Origin of the sequence: Bacillus sp. FSL R5-0603, from assembly GCF_038050295.1 — a bacterium.
Lineage (GTDB): Bacteria > Bacillota > Bacilli > Bacillales > Bacillaceae > Bacillus > Bacillus subtilis.
Map to the genome: position 1 here is coordinate 1,546,923 of NZ_JBBOYP010000001.1, position 18,824 is coordinate 1,565,746.

Genomic DNA, 18,824 nt, shown 5'->3' on the forward strand with positions numbered 1-18,824 from the left:
GGAGGGTAACAAATTGGCAGTAAAAAAGGTCGTCACACATCCTGCGGAGGTTTTGGAAACACCTGCGGAAACCGTGACTGTTTTTGATAAAAAGCTAAAAAAACTGCTTGATGATATGTACGACACCATGCTTGAAATGGATGGTGTCGGACTGGCAGCGCCGCAAATCGGCATTTTAAAAAGAGCGGCCGTTGTAGACATCGGGGATGACAGAGGGAGAATTGATCTCGTTAATCCTGAAATTTTAGAAAAAAGCGGCGAGCAAACCGGAATTGAAGGATGCTTGAGCTTTCCTGGCGTCTATGGTGATGTCACACGTGCCGATTATGTCAAAGTGCGTGCGTTTAACCGTCAGGGAAAACCATTCATTCTGGAAGCGCGAGGCTTTTTAGCAAGAGCCGTGCAGCATGAAATGGACCACTTAGACGGTGTGCTGTTTACATCTAAAATAAGTAAATACTATACAGAAGATGAACTAGCGGATATGGAAGGATGATTTGATGACGAGAATCGTATTTATGGGAACGCCGGATTTTTCAGTTCCTGTTTTAAGAACCCTGATTGAGGACGGATATGAAGTAGTGGGGGTCGTCACACAGCCGGACCGTCCGAAGGGCAGAAAAAAAGTACTGACACCTCCTCCGGTCAAGGAAGAGGCATTGCGTCACGGCATCCCGGTTCTTCAGCCGGAAAAAGTCAGATTGACAGAAGAAATTGAGAAAGTGCTGGCATTAAAGCCTGACCTGATTGTAACGGCGGCATTCGGACAAATTTTGCCTAAGGAGCTTCTCGACAGTCCAAAATACGGCTGCATTAACGTTCACGCATCCCTTTTGCCGGAACTGCGCGGCGGTGCTCCGATCCATTATTCCATTCTGCAGGGAAAGAAGAAAACCGGGGTTACCATTATGTATATGGTAGAAAAATTGGATGCGGGCGATATGATCTCAAAAGTGGAAGTGGACATTGAAGAAACCGACAATGTCGGAACACTGCACGATAAATTAAGCGCGGCTGGCGCGAAGCTGTTGTCTGAAACGGTTCCAAACGTCATTGCCGGCAGCATATCACCTGAAAAGCAGGATGAAGAGAAAGCGACATACGCGCCTAACATTAAAAGAGAGCAAGAGCTGCTCGATTGGTCCAGAACGGGCGAAGAGCTTTACAACCAGGTCCGCGGCTTAAATCCATGGCCTGTTGCTTATACGACGCTAAACGGACAAAACTTGAAAATATGGGCGTCGAAAAAAATACCGGCACCAACAACAGCTGAGCCCGGCACAGTCGTTGCGGTTGAAAAGGAAGGGATTATCGTTGCCACAGGTAACGAGACGGCTCTGTTATTAACCGAACTCCAGCCGGCCGGCAAAAAACGCATGAAAGGCGAAGACTTTGTGCGAGGCGCTCATGTTGAAGCCGGTGATGTGTTAGGAGTAAACAATGAAAAAAACTAGTGTTCGTGACATCGCCCTTGAGGCGCTGATCAAATTAGAACAAAACCAGGCATACAGCAACCTGCTGCTGAAATCGGTCATTAAATCAAATGAACTGAGTGATCAGGACAGAGGGCTTTTGACTGAACTTGTCTATGGTACATTACAAAATAAGATCGCGCTTGATTATATGCTTAAACCGTTTATCAATAAGCCTCAAAAGGTAAAGCCGTGGGTGATTCAGCTTCTTCGCCTATCCTTATATCAAATGGAGTATTTAGAGAAGATTCCAGACAGGGCAGCCATCCATGAAGCGGTTGAGATTGCTAAAATCCGCGGACACAAAGGCATTGCTTCATTTGTCAACGGCGTGCTCCGTTCTATTCAGCGCGAAGGTGTTCCATCCTTTGACGCGATCGAAGATCCTGTACGCCGGCTGGCGACAGAAACAAGCCATCCGGAGTGGCTTGTGAAAGAGTGGGCGGATGCGTATGGATTTGAAGCTGCGGAAAAGATTTGCCGCATCCATCTCATTCCGCCGAAACAGACGTTGCGTGTCAATCAAATGAAAGCAGACAGAGCTGAGCTGCTTGACCAAATGGCTGCTGAGGGAATCGAAGTTGAAAAAGGCGACCTCGCTGAAGATGCTGTGAAGCTCTTAAAGGGAACAATTGCCGGAACTCATTTCTTCCAAAACGGCGAAGTTTCCATCCAGGATGAGAGCTCCATGCTCGTCGCCCGCGCCCTTGACCCTAAGCCTGATGAAACAGTGCTTGACGCGTGTGCGGCGCCTGGCGGAAAGTCAGCTCATATCGCAGAATTAATGAAGAACAAGGGGAGCGTTACGTCGCTTGATCTTCACAAACATAAAGTGAAGCTGATCAAAGAAGCGGCAGACCGGCTTGGCCTGACAATCATTCATGCGGAAACAATGGATGCTAGAAAAGCGGGGGAAACGTTTGAAAACGAACAGTTTGACCGAATATTGGTCGATGCCCCGTGCTCAGGTTTCGGTGTTATCAGAAGAAAGCCGGACATGAAATACACGAAAAAACCTGACGACAGCGCCCGTCTAGCTGAAATCCAGCTGTCGATCTTGAGGGAAATCGCACCATTAGTAAAAAAAGGTGGCACTCTTGTCTACAGTACGTGTACAATGGACCGGACAGAAAATGATGAAGTAATACATGCGTTTATACAAGAACATCCTGATTTTGAACCCGATTTGTCTCTTGAAAAGCGGCTGCCTGAAAAGGTGAGACCCTTTGTTCGGGATGGAAGGCTTCAAATCCTTCCTCATTATTTCGGAACAGATGGTTTCTTTATTTGCAGCATGAGAAAGAAGGGATAAGCAATGGCAGAACTTAATAAAACAAAAGTAAGAAAAGAATTGCGGACAGAGCGTCCGTCTATTTATTCTTTTGAATTAGACGAAATTAAACAATGGCTGACAGACAACGGAGAGAAACCGTTCCGTGCGGCTCAGATCTTTGAATGGCTATATGAAAAACGCGTATCTTCTTTTGAAGAAATGACAAACCTCTCAAAGGATCTGCGTGAGAAATTAAACACTCACTTTGTGTTAACAACACTGAAAACGGCTGTTAAACAAACCTCTCAAGACGGTACGATGAAGTTTTTGTTTGAGCTTCATGACGGTTATACCATCGAAACCGTTTTAATGAGACACGAGTATGGCAATTCTGTATGTGTAACGACACAAGTCGGCTGCCGTATTGGCTGCACATTTTGCGCGTCAACGCTTGGAGGCTTAAAACGAAACCTTGAAGCGGGGGAAATTGTCGCTCAAGTAGTCAAAGTGCAAAAAGCTCTTGATGAAACGGATGAACGCGTCAGCTCTGTCGTGATCATGGGAATCGGTGAACCTTTTGATAACTTTAACGAAATGCTCGCTTTCTTGAAAATCATTAACCATGACAAGGGCCTGAATATCGGTGCTCGCCATATTACGGTCTCTACGAGTGGAATCATCCCGAAAATTTACGAATTTGCTGATCAGCAAATGCAGATTAACTTTGCAATTTCTCTGCACGCGCCGAACACAGAAATCAGAAGCCGTTTGATGCCGATTAACAGAGCATATAAACTGCCTGATCTAATGGAAGCCGTTAAATATTATATTAATAAAACAGGACGCCGTATCAGCTTTGAATACGGGCTGTTCGGAGGCGTAAACGACCAGGTGGAACACGCCGAAGAGCTTGCCGACTTGCTGGAAGGAGTCAAATGCCACGTGAACTTGATTCCGGTAAACTACGTGCCTGAACGGGACTATGTGCGCACACCGCGTGATCAGATTTTTGCTTTTGAAAAAACGCTGAAATCCCGCGGAGTAAATGTCACAATCCGAAGAGAGCAAGGACATGACATTGACGCAGCCTGCGGTCAGCTTCGCGCGAAGGAGCGTCAAGACGAGACGAGGTGATGAGGGTTGTTAACAGCCTTAAAAACAGATACAGGAAAAATCCGCCAGCATAATGAAGATGACGCGGGGATATTCAAGGGGAAAGATGAATTTATATTAGCGGTTGTCGCTGATGGCATGGGCGGCCATCTTGCTGGAGATGTTGCGAGCAAGATGGCTGTGAAAGCCATGGGGGAGAAATGGAATGAAGCAGAGACGATTCCAACTGCGCCCTCGGAATGTGAAAAATGGCTCATTGAACAGATTCTTTCGGTAAACAGCAAAATATACGATCACGCTCAAGCCCACGAAGAATGCCAAGGCATGGGGACGACGATTGTATGTGCGCTTTTTACGGGGAAAACGGTTTCTGTTGCCCATATCGGAGACAGCAGATGCTATTTGCTTCAGGACGATGATTTCGTTCAAGTGACAGAAGACCATTCGCTTGTAAATGAACTGGTTCGCACTGGAGAGATCTCCAGAGAAGACGCTGAACATCATCCGCGAAAAAATGTGTTGACGAAGGCGCTTGGAACAGACCAGTCAGTCAGCATTGACACCCGTTCTTTTGATATAGAACCCGGAGACAAACTGCTTCTATGTTCTGACGGACTGACGAATAAAGTGGAAGGCACTGAATTAAAAGACATCCTGCAAAGCGATTCAGCTCCTCAGGAAAAAGTAAACCTGCTTGTGGACAAAGCCAACCAGAATGGCGGAGAAGACAACATAACAGCAGTTTTGCTTGAGCTTGCTTTACATGTTGAAGAGGGTGAAGATCAGTGCTAATCGGCAAGCGGATCAGCGGGCGTTACCAAATTCTCCGCGTTATAGGCGGCGGGGGAATGGCCAACGTGTATTTAGCTGAGGATATCATTCTAGACCGTGAAGTCGCAATTAAAATCCTGCGGTTTGACTATGCAAATGACAATGAATTTATCAGACGTTTCCGCAGAGAAGCCCAATCCGCATCAAGCCTCGATCACCCGAATATTGTCAGCATTTACGATTTGGGCGAGGAAGATGATATTTATTATATTGTCATGGAATACGTTGAAGGCATGACGCTTAAAGAATACATAACAGCAAATGGGCCGCTTCACCCTAAAGAAGCTCTGAACATCATGGAGCAAATTGTCTCAGCCATCGCTCATGCCCATCAAAACCAGATTGTTCACAGAGACATCAAACCGCATAACATTTTGATTGATCATATGGGAAATATCAAAGTAACGGATTTTGGAATTGCGACGGCACTAAGTTCGACCACAATCACCCATACCAATTCAGTTCTGGGCTCGGTCCATTACTTATCACCTGAACAGGCCCGGGGCGGCTTAGCCACAAAAAAATCGGATATTTATGCGCTTGGAATCGTTCTATTTGAGCTTTTAACCGGCCGTATTCCGTTTGATGGAGAGTCAGCAGTCAGCATCGCCTTGAAGCATCTTCAAGCGGAAACTCCTTCGGCAAAAAGGTGGAATCCATCGGTCCCCCAAAGCGTTGAAAACATCATACTCAAGGCAACTGCCAAAGATCCTTTTCATCGCTACGAAACGGCTGAAGACATGGAAGCAGACATAAAAACAGCTTTTGATGCCGACAGACTCAATGAAAAGAGATTTACGATTCAAGAAGATGAAGAAATGACAAAAGCGATACCTATCATTAAAGATGAAGAACTTGCTAAAGCTGCTGGCGAAAAAGAAGCTGAAGTGACAACCGCACAAGAAAACAAAACAAAGAAGAACGGCAAAAGAAAAAAGTGGCCGTGGGTTTTGCTCACGATATGCCTCGTTTTTATCACAGCTGGAATTCTTGCTGTCACTGTTTTTCCGTCGCTTTTCATGCCTAAGGATGTCAAAATACCTGATGTCTCCGGAATGGAATACGAAAAAGCCGCAGGGCTCTTGGAAAAAGAAGGTTTACAGGTTGATTCCGAGGTGTTGGAAATCTCAGATGAAAAAATTGAAGAGGGCCTGATGGTAAAAACGGATCCTAAAGCGGATACCACAGTCAAAGAAGGCGCCACGGTCACCCTTTATAAGAGCACCGGAAAAGCAAAAACGGAGATCGGTGATGTGACAGGCCAAACGGTCGACCAGGCAAAAAAAGCGTTGAAGGACCAAGGGTTTAAACATGTAACGGTAAATGAAGTGAATGACGAGAAAAATGCGGGCACTGTCATTGACCAAAATCCTTCAGCAGGGACTGAGCTTGTCCCGAGTGAAGATCAAGTCAAACTTACAGTCAGTATCGGACCCGAAGACATTACGCTTAGAGACTTGAAAACCTACAGTAAAGAAGCAGCGTCTGGATATCTGGAAGACAACGGATTGAAGCTTGTAGAAAAAGAAGCATACTCAGATGATGTTCCAGAAGGACAGGTTGTCAAACAAAAACCAGCAGCAGGTACGGCAGTAAAGCCGGGAAACGAAGTTGAAGTGACATTCTCTCTCGGACCAGAGAAAAAACCTGCGAAAACAGTGAAAGAAAAGGTCAAGATCCCCTACGAACCAGAAAATGAAGGGGACGAGCTTCAAGTGCAAATCGCGGTTGACGATGCAGATCACAGCATCTCTGACACTTACGAAGAATTTAAGATAAAAGAGCCGACTGAACGAACGATCGAACTAAAGATTGAACCCGGCCAAAAAGGGTACTATCAAGTAATGGTAAACAATAAAGTTGTCAGCTACAAAACCATTGAGTATCCGAAAGATGAATAACAAGGAGGGAAAATATGCCTGAGGGCAAAATTATTAAGGCGCTAAGCGGCTTTTACTATGTACTGGATGAATCAGAGGATTCAGATAAAGTAATACAATGCAGAGGAAGAGGCATTTTCAGAAAAAACAAAATTACCCCTCTTGTCGGTGATTATGTTGTGTATCAAGCTGAAAATGACAAAGAAGGATATTTAATGGAAATTAAAGAAAGAACCAACGAGCTTATCAGGCCGCCAATTTGCAACGTTGATCAAGCGGTCCTTGTTTTCTCAGCGGTTCAGCCTTCTTTCAGCACGGCATTGCTCGACCGCTTCCTGGTTCTCGTTGAGGCCAATGATATTCAGCCGATTATATGCATTACTAAAATGGATCTGATTGAAGATCAAGATACAGAAGAAACGATACAAGCCTATGCAGAGGACTATCGGAATATTGGTTATGACGTATACCTTACCTCCTCTAAGGACCAAGACAGTTTAGCGGACATCATCCCGCATTTTCAGGATAAAACAACGGTATTTGCCGGTCAGTCCGGTGTTGGGAAATCCTCGCTTCTCAACGCGATCAGTCCGGAGCTTGGATTAAGAACAAACGAGATTTCCGAGCATCTGGGCCGCGGGAAACACACAACCCGCCACGTTGAGCTGATTCACACGTCCGGAGGTTTGGTTGCAGATACACCGGGATTCAGCTCGCTTGAATTTACAGACATTGAGGAAGAAGAGCTGGGCTACACCTTCCCTGATATCAGAGAAAAAAGTTCTTCATGCAAATTTAGAGGCTGTTTACATCTGAAAGAGCCGAAATGTGCGGTGAAACAAGCTGTTGAAGACGGGGAATTAAAGCAGTATCGCTATGACCATTATGTTGAATTTATGACGGAGATAAAAGACAGAAAGCCGAGGTATTAGCATAATGATAAAGGTTGCACCATCTATTCTTTCCGCTGATTTTGCCGTTTTAGGCAATGAGATTAAAGATGTAGAAAAAGGCGGAGCCGATTGTATTCATATTGATGTTATGGACGGCCATTTTGTCCCGAATATCACAATCGGTCCGCTGATTGTAGAAGCAGTCCGGCCGGTAACGGATCTGCCGCTTGATGTCCATTTAATGATAGAAGAGCCGGATCGTTATATCCCGGCTTTTGCGAAAGCAGGCGCAGATATCCTGTCTGTGCATGCTGAGGCATGTCCGCACCTGCACCGTACCATCCAGCTCATTAAAGAGCAAGGAGTGAAGGCCGGAGTAGTTCTAAACCCGCATACCCCTGTACAAGTCATCGAGCATGTTTTCGACGATCTCGATCTTGTTCTTTTAATGACGGTGAACCCGGGCTTCGGCGGGCAGAAATTTATTCATTCAGTCCTTCCTAAGATAAAAGAGGTTAAGCGAATGGCGGATGAAAAAGGAAAAAAAGATCTGTTAATTGAAGTAGACGGCGGCGTCAACAAAGAAACCGCTCCGCTCGTCATTGAAGCGGGCGCAAATTTACTCGTTGCCGGTTCAGCTGTTTATGGCCAGTCTGACCGCAAAAAAGCAATTTCTGAAATCAGAGGAAGTAAATAAGCAGCTTTAGAAAAGAGCTGGGCATACAATAGCCTAAGCTCTTTTTCCTGTATGCAGAGAAAGGAATCAGAGATGAAAACAATTAATATCGTTGCGGGAGGCCCGAAAAATCTCATTCCCGATCTAACCGGCTATACGGAGGAACACACGCTTTGGATCGGTGTTGACAAAGGCACCGTCACTCTCTTAGATGCAGGGATCATACCTGTTGAAGCCTTCGGAGATTTTGACAGCATAACCGAGCAAGAACGCCGGCGAATAGAAAAAGCCGCTCCCGCCCTTCATGTGTATCAAGCAGAAAAAGATCAAACAGATTTAGACCTCGCCCTTGATTGGGCGCTGGAAAAGCAGCCGGATATTATTCAGATTTTCGGGATTACAGGCGGCAGAGCTGATCATTTTTTAGGAAACATTCAGCTTCTGTATAGAGGTGTAAAAACGAACATAAAAATTAGGCTGATAGACAAACAAAATCATATTCAAATGTTCCCTCCTGGTGAATATGATATTGAGAAGGATGAAAATAAGCGATATATCTCCTTCATACCGTTTTCCGAAGACATACATGAGCTGACCCTGACCGGTTTTAAATATCCTCTAAATAATTGTCATATTACGCTCGGTTCAACACTATGTATTAGTAACGAACTCATTCATTCACGAGGTACTTTTTCGTTTGCAAAAGGCATATTAATAATGATAAGAAGCACGGATTAAGCATGTGCTTTCATTCAATTGCTGAAAACAATGAACAAGGCGGTTACGGGACGTTATAGGAGGGGACAAAAATGAAATTTTACACCATTAAATTGCCGAAGTTTTTAGGAGGAATTGTCCGGGCGATGCTGGGCTCATTTAGAAAAGATTAATGCCCAGGGGTTCAAAGCCCTCTTTCACCACATAAAAACGCCTGCCACATATCGGGGCAGGCGTTCATTTTGTTATACACGCTCAACTTTACCGGATTTCAAAGCTCGAGCAGATACATATACTTTTTTAGGTTTTCCGTTCACAAGGATACGAACCTTTTGAAGATTCGCGCCCCAAGTGCGCTTAGAAGCGTTCATTGCGTGAGAACGGTTATTCCCAGCTGTTGTTTTTTTACCTGTGATAACGCATTTACGTGCCATTTGTTTCCCTCCTCACTTGCACAAAACATCTACTTTTTAACATTCATATAATCTTAGATGCTTTCGATATGGATACTTTAAATAATTTACCACAGCTAAAAAACGTTTGCAACTATTGTTTCATCATCTTTCAAGAAAATTCACTTGACATCTTGCGGAAACAGCAGCGCTATAGTATATGTAGAGGTACGGCCAGCGATTATTGCCTGGTCTTTTCATAATGGAAACCATATAGTAGAATAGCTGTAACTCTATGCATTCGAAGGAGGAACTAGTGTGTCCATTGAATTAAGAACGAAGTACGGACAGATTGATATATCTAATGAGGTCATCGCGATGGTTGCAGGAGGCGCGGCGGTTGACTGTTACGGCATTGTCGGCATGGCCTCTAAAAACCAGATTAAAGACGGACTGACTGAAATCCTTCGGAAAGAGAATTTCAGCAGGGGTGTCCAAGTTCGCCAAGAAGGAGAACAGATACATATCGACATGTATATCATTGTCAGCTACGGCACGAAAATTTCTGAAGTGGCACATAATGTCCAAACAAAAGTAAAGTACACAGTAAATCAAACCATCGGACTGGCAGTGGACTCTGTCAATATTTATGTCCAAGGCGTACGAGTGACGAACCCGTAGTTAGGAGGAGTAGGATTGTCTATCAGAACATTAAACGGCAGAACCTTTGCCGAGATGATTCTTGCGGGAGCGCAGAATCTGTCTCAAAACGCCAGTGCAGTTGATGCACTGAACGTGTTTCCGGTGCCGGACGGTGATACGGGAACAAATATGAACCTGTCGATGACTTCCGGAGCAAGAGAAGTTGAACAAATGGATACGGATGATATCGGGAAGGTGGGCTCCGCGTTATCTAAAGGGCTGCTCATGGGAGCACGCGGAAATTCAGGAGTTATCCTATCCCAATTGTTCCGCGGATTTAGCAAAAACATTGAAACGAAAAAAGAAATTAATGCACTTGAGTTTGCCGCTGCGCTGCAAGCAGGTGTAGACATGGCGTATAAAGCTGTCATGAAACCTGTAGAGGGCACCATTTTAACAGTTGCAAAAGACGCTGCAAAAAAAGCAATGATCTTAGCAGAAAAAGAAACCGATATCACTGCGCTGATGACTGCAGTGACAGAAGAAGCAGAGGCGTCTTTAAACCGCACCCCTGAATTGCTACCTGTCCTAAAGGAAGTAGGAGTTGTCGATAGCGGGGGCAAAGGCCTGCTCTGTGTGTATGAAGGTTTCCTTGCTTCATTAAAAGGTGAAACTGTACCTCAGAAAGCAGTTCTTCCGTCACTTGACGACATGGTCAGCGCAGAGCATCACAAGAGCGCGCAAAGCATGATGAATACCGAAGATATTGAATTTGGATTCTGTACCGAAGTGATGGTTAGGCTTGATCAGACAAAAAGAGAGTTCGACGAAGGCACGTTCAGGCAAGACCTCAGCCAGTTCGGAGATTCTCTGCTTGTGATTGCGGATGAATCGCTGGCGAAGGTTCATATTCATGCTGAAGAGCCGGGAAACGTGTTAAACTACGCCCAGCATTACGGTGAATTGATCAAAATAAAAATAGAAAATATGAGAGAACAGCATACCTCTATCATCAGTCAAGAAAGCAAACCTGCAGACAACGAAACACCGCCGGCAAAACAGCCGTATGGCATTGTGACTGTAGCGATGGGAGAAGGAATTTCAGACCTATTCAAAAGCATTGGCGCTTCTGTTGTGATTGAAGGCGGCCAGACCATGAACCCAAGCACTGAGGATATTGTTGATGCCGTGAAGTCTGTAAATGCAGATACGGTATTTATCCTGCCTAACAACTCCAACATTATCATGGCTGCTAACCAAGCGGCCAGCGTAGTGGATGAACAGGTTTTTGTCATTCCTGCTAAAACGGTTCCGCAAGGGATGTCAGCTCTGCTGGCTTTTAACCCGGATCAAGAAGCTGAAGCGAACGAGGCCAATATGCTAAGCGCCATTCAGCAAGTAAAAAGCGGACAGGTGACGTTCTCAGTCAGAGATACTCATATTGACGGTAAAGACATTAAAAAAGGCGACTTTATGGGCATTCTGAATGGAACGATTATCGGCACTTCTGAAAATCAGCTGTCAGCCGCGAAAATGCTGCTGTCAGAAATGATCGGAGAAGATGATGAAATCGTGACCATTCTATATGGTGAGGATGCGTCTCAGGAAGAAGCTGAGCAGCTTGAAGCGTTCCTCGGTGAAAAGTACGAGGAGATTGAGGTTGAGATCCACAATGGGAAACAGCCTCTGTATTCGTATATAGTTTCAGCAGAATAGAAGGGCAATTTGCCCTTCTATTCTTATGTCTGCTTTTAAGTGCGGCAGCGCTGTAACGCGCCCGCTTGCCATTTTATATCTGATCAATTAGTCTAGAAGCAAAGCGCTAATAAGCTCTGGTTCATAAGGAGGAATAGCATGAAATACAGAAGCGTTTTTGATATTATCGGCCCGGTTATGATCGGTCCGTCCAGCTCTCATACAGCGGGAGCTGCTAGAATCGGGAGAGTGGCCAGAAGTTTATTTGGCAGAGAGCCTGAGCGCATCATTGTATCTTTTTACGGCTCGTTTGCGGAAACGTATAAGGGCCACGGCACAGATGTCGCGATTATCGGCGGATTGCTTGATTTTGATACATTCGATGAACGGATTAAAACCGCTATACAAATTGCAGAAGCTAAAGGAATTGATATAGAGTTTCGGGTAGAAGACGCAGTCCCGGTCCATCCGAACACAGCAAAAATCACCATTTCTGATGAAAAGGGTGAGCTGGAACTGACGGGTATTTCGATTGGCGGAGGAAAGATTGAAATCACAGAATTGAATGGTTTTGAGCTCCGGCTGTCAGGAAATCATCCGGCCATATTAGTTGTTCATAATGACAAGTTTGGCACAATTGCCGGTGTTGCCAATGTTCTGGCGAAATTTTCAATTAACGTAGGACATATGGAAGTAGCCCGGAAAGATATCGGCCAGCTTGCGCTGATGACAATAGAGGTCGATCAAAATATTGACGACCACATTCTCGACGAGCTGTCGAAGCTGCCGAATATTATTCAAGTGACAAAGATTGCTGACTAGCGAAAAGGGTCAGGAGGAGCCAGTTATGTTTCGTAATGTAAAAGAATTAATTGAGATTACTAAAGAAAAACAAATATTGATCTCTGATGTGATGATAGCTCAAGAGATGGAAGTAACAGAAAAAACAAAAGAGGACATTTTTCAGCAGATGGATCATAACCTGTCTGTTATGGAAGCGGCGGTTCAGAAAGGACTCGAGGGAGTTACGAGCCAAACGGGCTTAACAGGCGGAGATGCCGTTAAATTGCAGGCCTATATTCGATCAGGAAAAAGCCTGTCTGGCCCGCTGATTTTAGATGCTGTATCGAAAGCCGTTGCAACAAATGAAGTAAATGCAGCCATGGGAACCATCTGTGCGACACCGACTGCAGGTTCTGCCGGTGTGGTGCCCGGTACGTTATTTGCTGTAAAAGAAAAGCTGAATCCAACAAGAGAACAAATGATCCGCTTTTTGTTTACAGCCGGGGCTTTCGGATTTGTCGTGGCTAATAACGCAAGCATTTCCGGCGCCGCCGGAGGATGTCAGGCAGAGGTTGGATCAGCTTCAGGCATGGCGGCTGCGGCCATTGTTGAAATGGCAGGAGGAACACCCGAACAAAGCGCGGAAGCCATGGCCATTACATTAAAAAATATGCTAGGCCTCGTGTGCGACCCTGTTGCAGGGCTTGTTGAGGTGCCTTGCGTGAAACGGAATGCGATGGGCGCGTCAAATGCGATGATTGCCGCTGATATGGCATTGGCGGGCATTACAAGCCGTATTCCATGTGATGAGGTTATCGATGCCATGTATAAAATAGGCCAAACGATGCCAACTGCACTTAGAGAAACAGGCCAGGGCGGTTTAGCGGCAACACCGACAGGAAGAGAATTAGAGAAAAAAATTTTCGGAGGAGCGCTAGGTTCACGTGAAACAACATCAGCAAACTAGTATAGCTAACATTAAGGGTATTGGGCCGGAAACAGAAAAAACATTACACGAACTCGGTATTTATGACATTTCTGATCTTCTGAATTATTTCCCTTATCGCTATGATGACTACGAGCTGAGGGATTTAGAAGAAGTAAAGCATGATGAAAGAGTCACAGTCGAAGGAAAGGTTCATTCAGAGCCTTCTCTTACCTATTACGGAAAAAAACGAAACAGGCTGACATTCAGGCTTCTGGTCGGCCACTATTTAATTACAGCCGTATGTTTTAACCGGCCTTATTTGAAGAAGCAGCTTTCGCTCGGCTCTGTTGTGACGGTTTCAGGTAAATGGGACAAGCACCGCCAAACCATCTCTGTTCAGGAGTTGAAAAACGGGCCGCATCAAGAAGACAAAAGCATTGAACCAGTGTATTCTGTGAAAGAAAATGTTACCGTCAAAATGATGAGGCGCTTTATTCAGCAGGCGCTGACCCAATATGCAGACTCACTTCCTGATCCTCTTCCGGAAAAGCTAAGAAAAAGCTATAAACTGCCTGACTATTATCAAGCGTTAAAAGCAATGCACCAGCCTGAAACAAGGGAAGCATTAAAGCTTGCCAGACGGCGGTTTGTTTATGAAGAATTTTTGTTGTTTCAGTTGAAAATGCAGGCGTTCCGAAAGGCGGAAAGAGAGCAGACACAAGGGATACGGCAGCGTTTTTCAAACGAAGAACTCATGAGATTTATCAAAAGCCTCCCGTTTCCCCTCACAAACGCCCAGTCACGCGTTCTTCGCGAAATAACAGCAGACATGTCTTCTCCATACAGAATGAACCGTCTTCTTCAAGGGGACGTTGGATCAGGAAAAACGGCAGTCGCCGCCATTGCACTGTATGCCGCGATCCTATCCGGATACCAAGGAGCGCTCATGGTGCCGACAGAAATTCTGGCCGAGCAGCATGCTGATTCGCTCGTTTCGCTATTTGAAAAATGGGACGTCAGCGTTGCTCTTTTGACAAGCTCTGTTAAAGGGAAGCGGCGAAAAGAACTGCTTGAGCGTCTTGCGGCGGGTGAGATTGATATTCTTGTAGGAACCCACGCTTTAATCCAAGACGAGGTGGAGTTTAAGTCGCTGAGTCTCGTTATTACTGATGAACAGCACAGATTTGGAGTTGAGCAGCGCAAAAAGCTTCGGAACAAAGGGCAGGATCCCGATGTTCTCTTTATGACAGCCACTCCAATCCCAAGAACATTAGCGATCACAGTGTTCGGTGAAATGGATGTATCTGTCATTGATGAGATGCCGGCTGGACGAAAGCGAATTGAAACCTATTGGGTAAAACATGACATGCTGGATCGTATTTTGGCATTTGTCGAAAAAGAATTAAAGCAAGGCAGACAGGCTTATATCATCTGTCCGCTGATTGAAGAATCAGACAAGCTTGATGTGCAAAACGCCATTGACGTATACAATATGCTTTCTGATATTTTTCAGGGGAAATGGAATGTCGGCCTTATGCACGGAAAGCTGCATTCCGATGAAAAAGACCAGGTCATGAGAGAATTCAGCGCAAATCACTGTCAAATTCTCGTATCAACCACTGTTGTGGAGGTTGGCGTGAATGTTCCGAATGCAACGATTATGGTGATTTATGACGCCGACCGTTTCGGGCTATCACAGCTTCACCAGCTGCGCGGCCGTGTTGGACGGGGTGAGCATCAATCTTTCTGTATTCTGATGGCTGATCCAAAATCAGAAACAGGGAAAGAACGGATGAGGATCATGTCGGAGACCAATGACGGTTTCGAGCTGTCTGAAAAGGATCTGGAACTGAGAGGCCCCGGTGATTTCTTCGGAAAAAAACAAAGCGGAATGCCGGAATTTAAAGTGGCGGACATGGTTCATGATTACAGAGCGCTTGAAACGGCAAGGCAGGATGCTGCGAATCTTGTGGCTTCTGACGCGTTTTGGAAGGAGCCGGAATACGCTGTGTTAAGAGATGAATTGCTGAAGAGCGGAGTAATGGACGGGGAAAAATTAAGCTGAGTATCAGAAGTTTTTGGTGTTCAGCCAGAAACAATCGTTGCATTCCAATCTATGAAATTATATACTACTATTAGTACCTAGTCTTAATTGTCCGGATGGTGTTTAGATATGAGAAGAAATAAGAGAGAACGCCAGGAATTACTTCAGCAGACGATTCAAGCAACCCCCTTTATTACAGATGAAGAATTAGCGGGTAAATTCGGGGTGAGCATCCAGACGATACGTTTGGACCGCTTAGAGCTTTCCATACCTGAACTGAGAGAAAGAATTAAGAACGTAGCAGAGAAAACACTTGAGGACGAAGTGAAGTCCCTGTCACTTGATGAAGTTATCGGAGAAATTATTGACCTTGAGCTGGATGATCAGGCGATATCCATTTTAGAAATAAAACAGGAGCACGTGTTCAGCCGGAATCAGATTGCGAGAGGACACCATTTATTTGCACAGGCGAATTCTTTGGCCGTTGCAGTCATTGATGACGAGCTGGCGCTGACTGCAAGTGCAGACATCCGCTTTACAAGACAGGTAAAGCAGGGTGAACGTGTCGTAGCAAAAGCGAAAGTGACGGCTGTCGAAAAAGAAAAAGGAAGAACGGTTGTCGAAGTGAACAGCTACGTTGGCGAAGAAATTGTTTTTTCTGGACGCTTTGACATGTATCGTTCAAAACATTCATAAAGGTGGAGCATGCATGAGAATAGCTGTAGATGCAATGGGAGGAGACCACGCTCCCAAAGCTGTTATTGACGGAGTTATAAAAGGTATAGAGGCATTTGATGATCTCCATATCACACTTGTCGGTGACAAAACAACGATTGAATCACATTTAACAACTACATCAGATCGCATCACGGTGCTGCACGCAGATGAAGTGATTGAGCCTACGGATGAACCTGTCCGTGCCGTGCGAAGAAAAAAGAACTCATCTATGGTTCTTATGGCGCAGGAGGTTGCGGAAAACAGAGCTGACGCCTGCATTTCAGCAGGAAATACCGGTGCATTAATGACAGCCGGTCTCTTTATTGTCGGAAGAATTAAAGGAATTGACCGTCCGGCGCTTGCCCCGACACTTCCGACTGTTTCGGGAGACGGATTTCTTCTCCTTGATGTCGGCGCCAATGTTGATGCCAAACCGGAGCACCTCGTTCAATATGCCATCATGGGTTCTGTTTATTCTCAGCAAGTGCGCGGTGTCACTTCACCGAGAGTCGGACTTTTAAATGTCGGAACAGAAGATAAAAAAGGAAACGAACTGACGAAGCAGACGTTTCAAATTTTAAAAGAAACAGCAAACATCAATTTTATCGGAAACGTGGAAGCGCGAGACCTTTTAGATGATGTGGCGGACGTTGTAGTAACAGACGGCTTTACCGGGAATGTTACACTCAAAACGCTGGAAGGCTCTGCGTTGTCTATTTTTAAAATGATGAGAGACGTAATGACGTCTACTTTGACATCCAAGCTTGCAGCAGCTGTGCTGAAGCCAAAATTGAAAGAAATGAAAATGAAAATGGAGTATTCGAATTATGGCGGAGCAAGTCTTTTTGGCTTAAAAGCGCCTGTGATCAAGGCGCACGGCTCTTCAGATTCAAATGCTGTATTCCATGCGATTCGGCAAGCAAGAGAGATGGTCAGCCAAAATGTGGCTGCGCTCATTCAGGAAGAAGTGAAAGAAGAAAAAACAGATGAGTAGTCTGGAGGTTTTTACATCATGAGTAAGATTGCATTTTTATTCCCGGGTCAGGGATCACAATTTATCGGCATGGGAAAAGAGCTTTATGAGCAGGTGCCTGCTGCAAAGCGTCTGTTTGATGAAGCCGATGAAACGTTAGAAACAAAACTCAGCTCGCTTATTTTTGAGGGGGCTGCTGAAGAATTAACACTTACATACAATGCGCAGCCTGCTTTGCTTACGACAAGCATCGCTGTTCTTGAGAAATTTAAAGAATCTGGCATTACACCTGATTTCACAGCAGGACACAGCCTTGGTGAATATTCTGCACTGGTTGCGGCTGGCGCTCTGTCTTTCAAAGATGCTGTTTATACCGTCAGAAAGCGCGGAGAGTTTATGAATGAAGCGGTGCCGGCTGGCGAAGGAGCAATGGCTGCGATTCTCGGCATGGATGCTGAAGCATTAAAGCAAGTAACCGATAAAGTCACAGAGGAAGGCAACCTTGTACAGCTTGCGAATCTCAACTGTCCTGGCCAAATCGTCATTTCCGGAACAGCTAAAGGGGTTGAGCTTGCATCTGAACTGGCAAAAGAGAACGGAGCAAAACGCGCAATTCCGCTTGAAGTAAGCGGTCCGTTCCATTCCGAACTGATGAAACCGGCTGCTGAAAAGCTGAAAGAGGTATTGGACGCCTGTGACATAAAAGACGCTGACGTTCCGGTCATCTCAAATGTTTCTGCTGACGTGATGACTGAAAAAGCAGATATCAAAGAAAAACTTATTGAGCAGCTTTACTCTCCGGTTCGTTTTGAGGAAAGCATTAACAAGCTGATCGCAGAGGGTGTTACGACTTTTATTGAAATCGGTCCCGGAAAAGTGCTTTCAGGCCTTGTGAAAAAAGTAAATAGACGGTTAAAAACAATTGCTGTATCAGATCCGGAAACGATCGAGCTGGCAATTCAAACGCTTAAGGAGGAGAATGATAATGCTTAATGATAAAACGGCTATTGTCACGGGCGCATCCCGCGGAATCGGCCGCTCAATCGCCCTTGATCTGGCAAAAAGCGGAGCAAATGTTGTCGTGAACTACTCCGGCAATGAAGCGAAAGCAAATGAAGTGGTAGATGAAATCAAATCAATGGGCAGAAAAGCAATTGCTGTAAAAGCGGATGTATCAAATCCCGAAGATGTACAAAACATGATAAAAGAAACATTGTCTGTTTTTTCTACGATTGACATTCTGGTTAATAATGCGGGAATTACAAGAGACAATCTCATCATGAGAATGAAAGAAGACGAATGGGATGACGTTATTAACATTAACCTGAAGGGTGTTTTCAACTGCACAAAAGCTGTTACAAGACAAATGATGAAACAGCGTTCAGGCCGCATTATTAACGTATCGTCTATCGTCGGCGTCAGCGGAAACCCTGGACAGGCCAACTACGTGGCTGCAAAAGCCGGCGTCATCGGTTTAACCAAGTCTTCTGCTAAAGAGCTCGCCAGCCGAAATATTACGGTAAACGCAATAGCGCCAGGATTTATCTCAACTGATATGACAGATAAACTTGCAAAAGACGTTCAAGACGAAATGCTGAAACAAATTCCGCTCGCGCGCTTTGGTGAACCTAGCGATGTCAGCAGTGTTGTCACGTTCCTAGCTTCAGAGGGAGCCCGTTATATGACAGGCCAAACGCTTCATATTGACGGCGGAATGGTGATGTAAGTTTTTTCTCGAAAATTTCATCATAGTTTCTCTAGTTTTTTAAAAACGAATCCACTATAATACTTGAGG

The 18,824-nt window shown here is 45.1% G+C and carries 20 protein-coding genes; 19 read left to right on the plus strand and 1 reads right to left on the minus strand.

Features of this window, described 5'->3' with window-relative positions:
* The first annotated feature begins 13 nt into the window (after nt 1-13).
* The 10 genes from def to spoVM all read left to right on the plus strand — a co-directional run bounded on the left by def (nt 14) and on the right by spoVM (nt 9,028).
* Nucleotides 14-496, plus strand: a complete 483-nt coding sequence (def, locus tag NYE56_RS08010; RefSeq protein ID WP_015383630.1) for a peptide deformylase — start codon at nt 14-16, stop codon at nt 494-496.
* 4 nt (nt 497-500) lie between these two features.
* Complete coding sequence (gene fmt, locus NYE56_RS08015; RefSeq protein WP_268555228.1) at nt 501-1,454, plus strand: methionyl-tRNA formyltransferase; 954 nt, start codon at nt 501-503, stop codon at nt 1,452-1,454.
* Nucleotides 1,441-2,784 (plus strand): 16S rRNA (cytosine(967)-C(5))-methyltransferase RsmB, encoded by a 1,344-nt coding sequence (gene rsmB / locus NYE56_RS08020; RefSeq protein WP_015715870.1) that lies wholly within the window; start codon nt 1,441-1,443, stop codon nt 2,782-2,784. The genes fmt and rsmB overlap by 14 nt, the downstream gene beginning before the upstream one ends.
* A gap of 3 nt (nt 2,785-2,787) precedes the next feature.
* A complete protein-coding gene (rlmN, locus tag NYE56_RS08025) occupies nt 2,788-3,879 on the plus strand; it encodes a 23S rRNA (adenine(2503)-C(2))-methyltransferase RlmN (RefSeq protein ID WP_014476780.1) in 1,092 nt (363 codons plus the stop codon).
* Between the two features lie 6 nt (nt 3,880-3,885).
* Nucleotides 3,886-4,650 (plus strand): protein-serine/threonine phosphatase PrpC, encoded by a 765-nt coding sequence (gene prpC, locus NYE56_RS08030; protein WP_123373564.1) that lies wholly within the window; start codon nt 3,886-3,888, stop codon nt 4,648-4,650.
* Nucleotides 4,644-6,590: a serine/threonine protein kinase PrkC gene (prkC, locus tag NYE56_RS08035; RefSeq protein ID WP_015252109.1), complete on the plus strand. Its 1,947-nt coding sequence runs from the start codon at nt 4,644-4,646 to the stop codon at nt 6,588-6,590. The genes prpC and prkC overlap by 7 nt, the downstream gene beginning before the upstream one ends.
* A gap of 14 nt (nt 6,591-6,604) precedes the next feature.
* Entirely contained in the window at nt 6,605-7,501 is an 897-nt protein-coding gene (gene rsgA, locus NYE56_RS08040) for a ribosome small subunit-dependent GTPase A (protein WP_123373565.1), read from the plus strand.
* 4 nt (nt 7,502-7,505) lie between these two features.
* Entirely contained in the window at nt 7,506-8,159 is a 654-nt protein-coding gene (gene rpe, locus NYE56_RS08045) for a ribulose-phosphate 3-epimerase (RefSeq protein WP_160243923.1), read from the plus strand.
* A gap of 72 nt (nt 8,160-8,231) precedes the next feature.
* Nucleotides 8,232-8,876: a thiamine diphosphokinase gene (locus NYE56_RS08050; protein WP_123373566.1), complete on the plus strand. Its 645-nt coding sequence runs from the start codon at nt 8,232-8,234 to the stop codon at nt 8,874-8,876.
* A 71-nt stretch (nt 8,877-8,947) separates the two neighbouring features.
* A complete protein-coding gene (gene spoVM / locus NYE56_RS08055) occupies nt 8,948-9,028 on the plus strand; it encodes a stage V sporulation protein SpoVM (RefSeq protein ID WP_003221545.1) in 81 nt (26 codons plus the stop codon).
* 72 nt (nt 9,029-9,100) lie between these two features.
* On the opposite strand, the gene rpmB is transcribed toward spoVM, so the two are convergent.
* Nucleotides 9,101-9,289, minus strand: coding sequence for a 50S ribosomal protein L28 (gene rpmB / locus NYE56_RS08060; RefSeq protein ID WP_003221548.1), 189 nt, complete (start codon nt 9,287-9,289; stop codon nt 9,101-9,103).
* 276 nt (nt 9,290-9,565) lie between these two features.
* Between rpmB and NYE56_RS08065 the strand changes: the two genes are divergently transcribed.
* The 9 genes from NYE56_RS08065 to fabG all read left to right on the plus strand — a co-directional run bounded on the left by NYE56_RS08065 (nt 9,566) and on the right by fabG (nt 18,755).
* On the plus strand, nt 9,566-9,928 hold the full coding sequence (locus NYE56_RS08065) for an Asp23/Gls24 family envelope stress response protein (protein WP_003232054.1): 363 nt from the start codon (nt 9,566-9,568) through the stop codon (nt 9,926-9,928).
* Between the two features lie 15 nt (nt 9,929-9,943).
* Entirely contained in the window at nt 9,944-11,605 is a 1,662-nt protein-coding gene (locus NYE56_RS08070) for a DAK2 domain-containing protein (protein WP_341283696.1), read from the plus strand.
* 138 nt (nt 11,606-11,743) lie between these two features.
* Nucleotides 11,744-12,406, plus strand: coding sequence for an L-serine ammonia-lyase, iron-sulfur-dependent subunit beta (gene sdaAB / locus NYE56_RS08075; RefSeq protein WP_003232050.1), 663 nt, complete (start codon nt 11,744-11,746; stop codon nt 12,404-12,406).
* A gap of 25 nt (nt 12,407-12,431) precedes the next feature.
* Nucleotides 12,432-13,334 carry an L-serine ammonia-lyase, iron-sulfur-dependent, subunit alpha gene (gene sdaAA, locus NYE56_RS08080; protein WP_003232049.1) on the plus strand — a complete coding sequence of 301 codons (903 nt, stop codon included), beginning with the start codon at nt 12,432-12,434 and terminating at the stop codon, nt 13,332-13,334.
* Entirely contained in the window at nt 13,312-15,360 is a 2,049-nt protein-coding gene (recG, locus tag NYE56_RS08085) for an ATP-dependent DNA helicase RecG (protein ID WP_341283697.1), read from the plus strand. Before sdaAA ends, recG begins: the two co-directional genes overlap by 23 nt.
* A 108-nt stretch (nt 15,361-15,468) precedes the next feature.
* Nucleotides 15,469-16,035 (plus strand): transcription factor FapR, encoded by a 567-nt coding sequence (gene fapR, locus NYE56_RS08090; protein WP_003232044.1) that lies wholly within the window; start codon nt 15,469-15,471, stop codon nt 16,033-16,035.
* A 13-nt stretch (nt 16,036-16,048) separates the two neighbouring features.
* Complete coding sequence (gene plsX / locus NYE56_RS08095; RefSeq protein ID WP_003232041.1) at nt 16,049-17,050, plus strand: phosphate acyltransferase PlsX; 1,002 nt, start codon at nt 16,049-16,051, stop codon at nt 17,048-17,050.
* A gap of 18 nt (nt 17,051-17,068) precedes the next feature.
* On the plus strand, nt 17,069-18,022 hold the full coding sequence (fabD, locus tag NYE56_RS08100) for an ACP S-malonyltransferase (protein ID WP_015383644.1): 954 nt from the start codon (nt 17,069-17,071) through the stop codon (nt 18,020-18,022).
* On the plus strand, nt 18,015-18,755 hold the full coding sequence (fabG, locus tag NYE56_RS08105; RefSeq protein ID WP_003232035.1) for a 3-oxoacyl-[acyl-carrier-protein] reductase: 741 nt from the start codon (nt 18,015-18,017) through the stop codon (nt 18,753-18,755). The genes fabD and fabG overlap by 8 nt, the downstream gene beginning before the upstream one ends.
* The last annotated feature ends 69 nt before the right edge of the window (nt 18,756-18,824 follow it).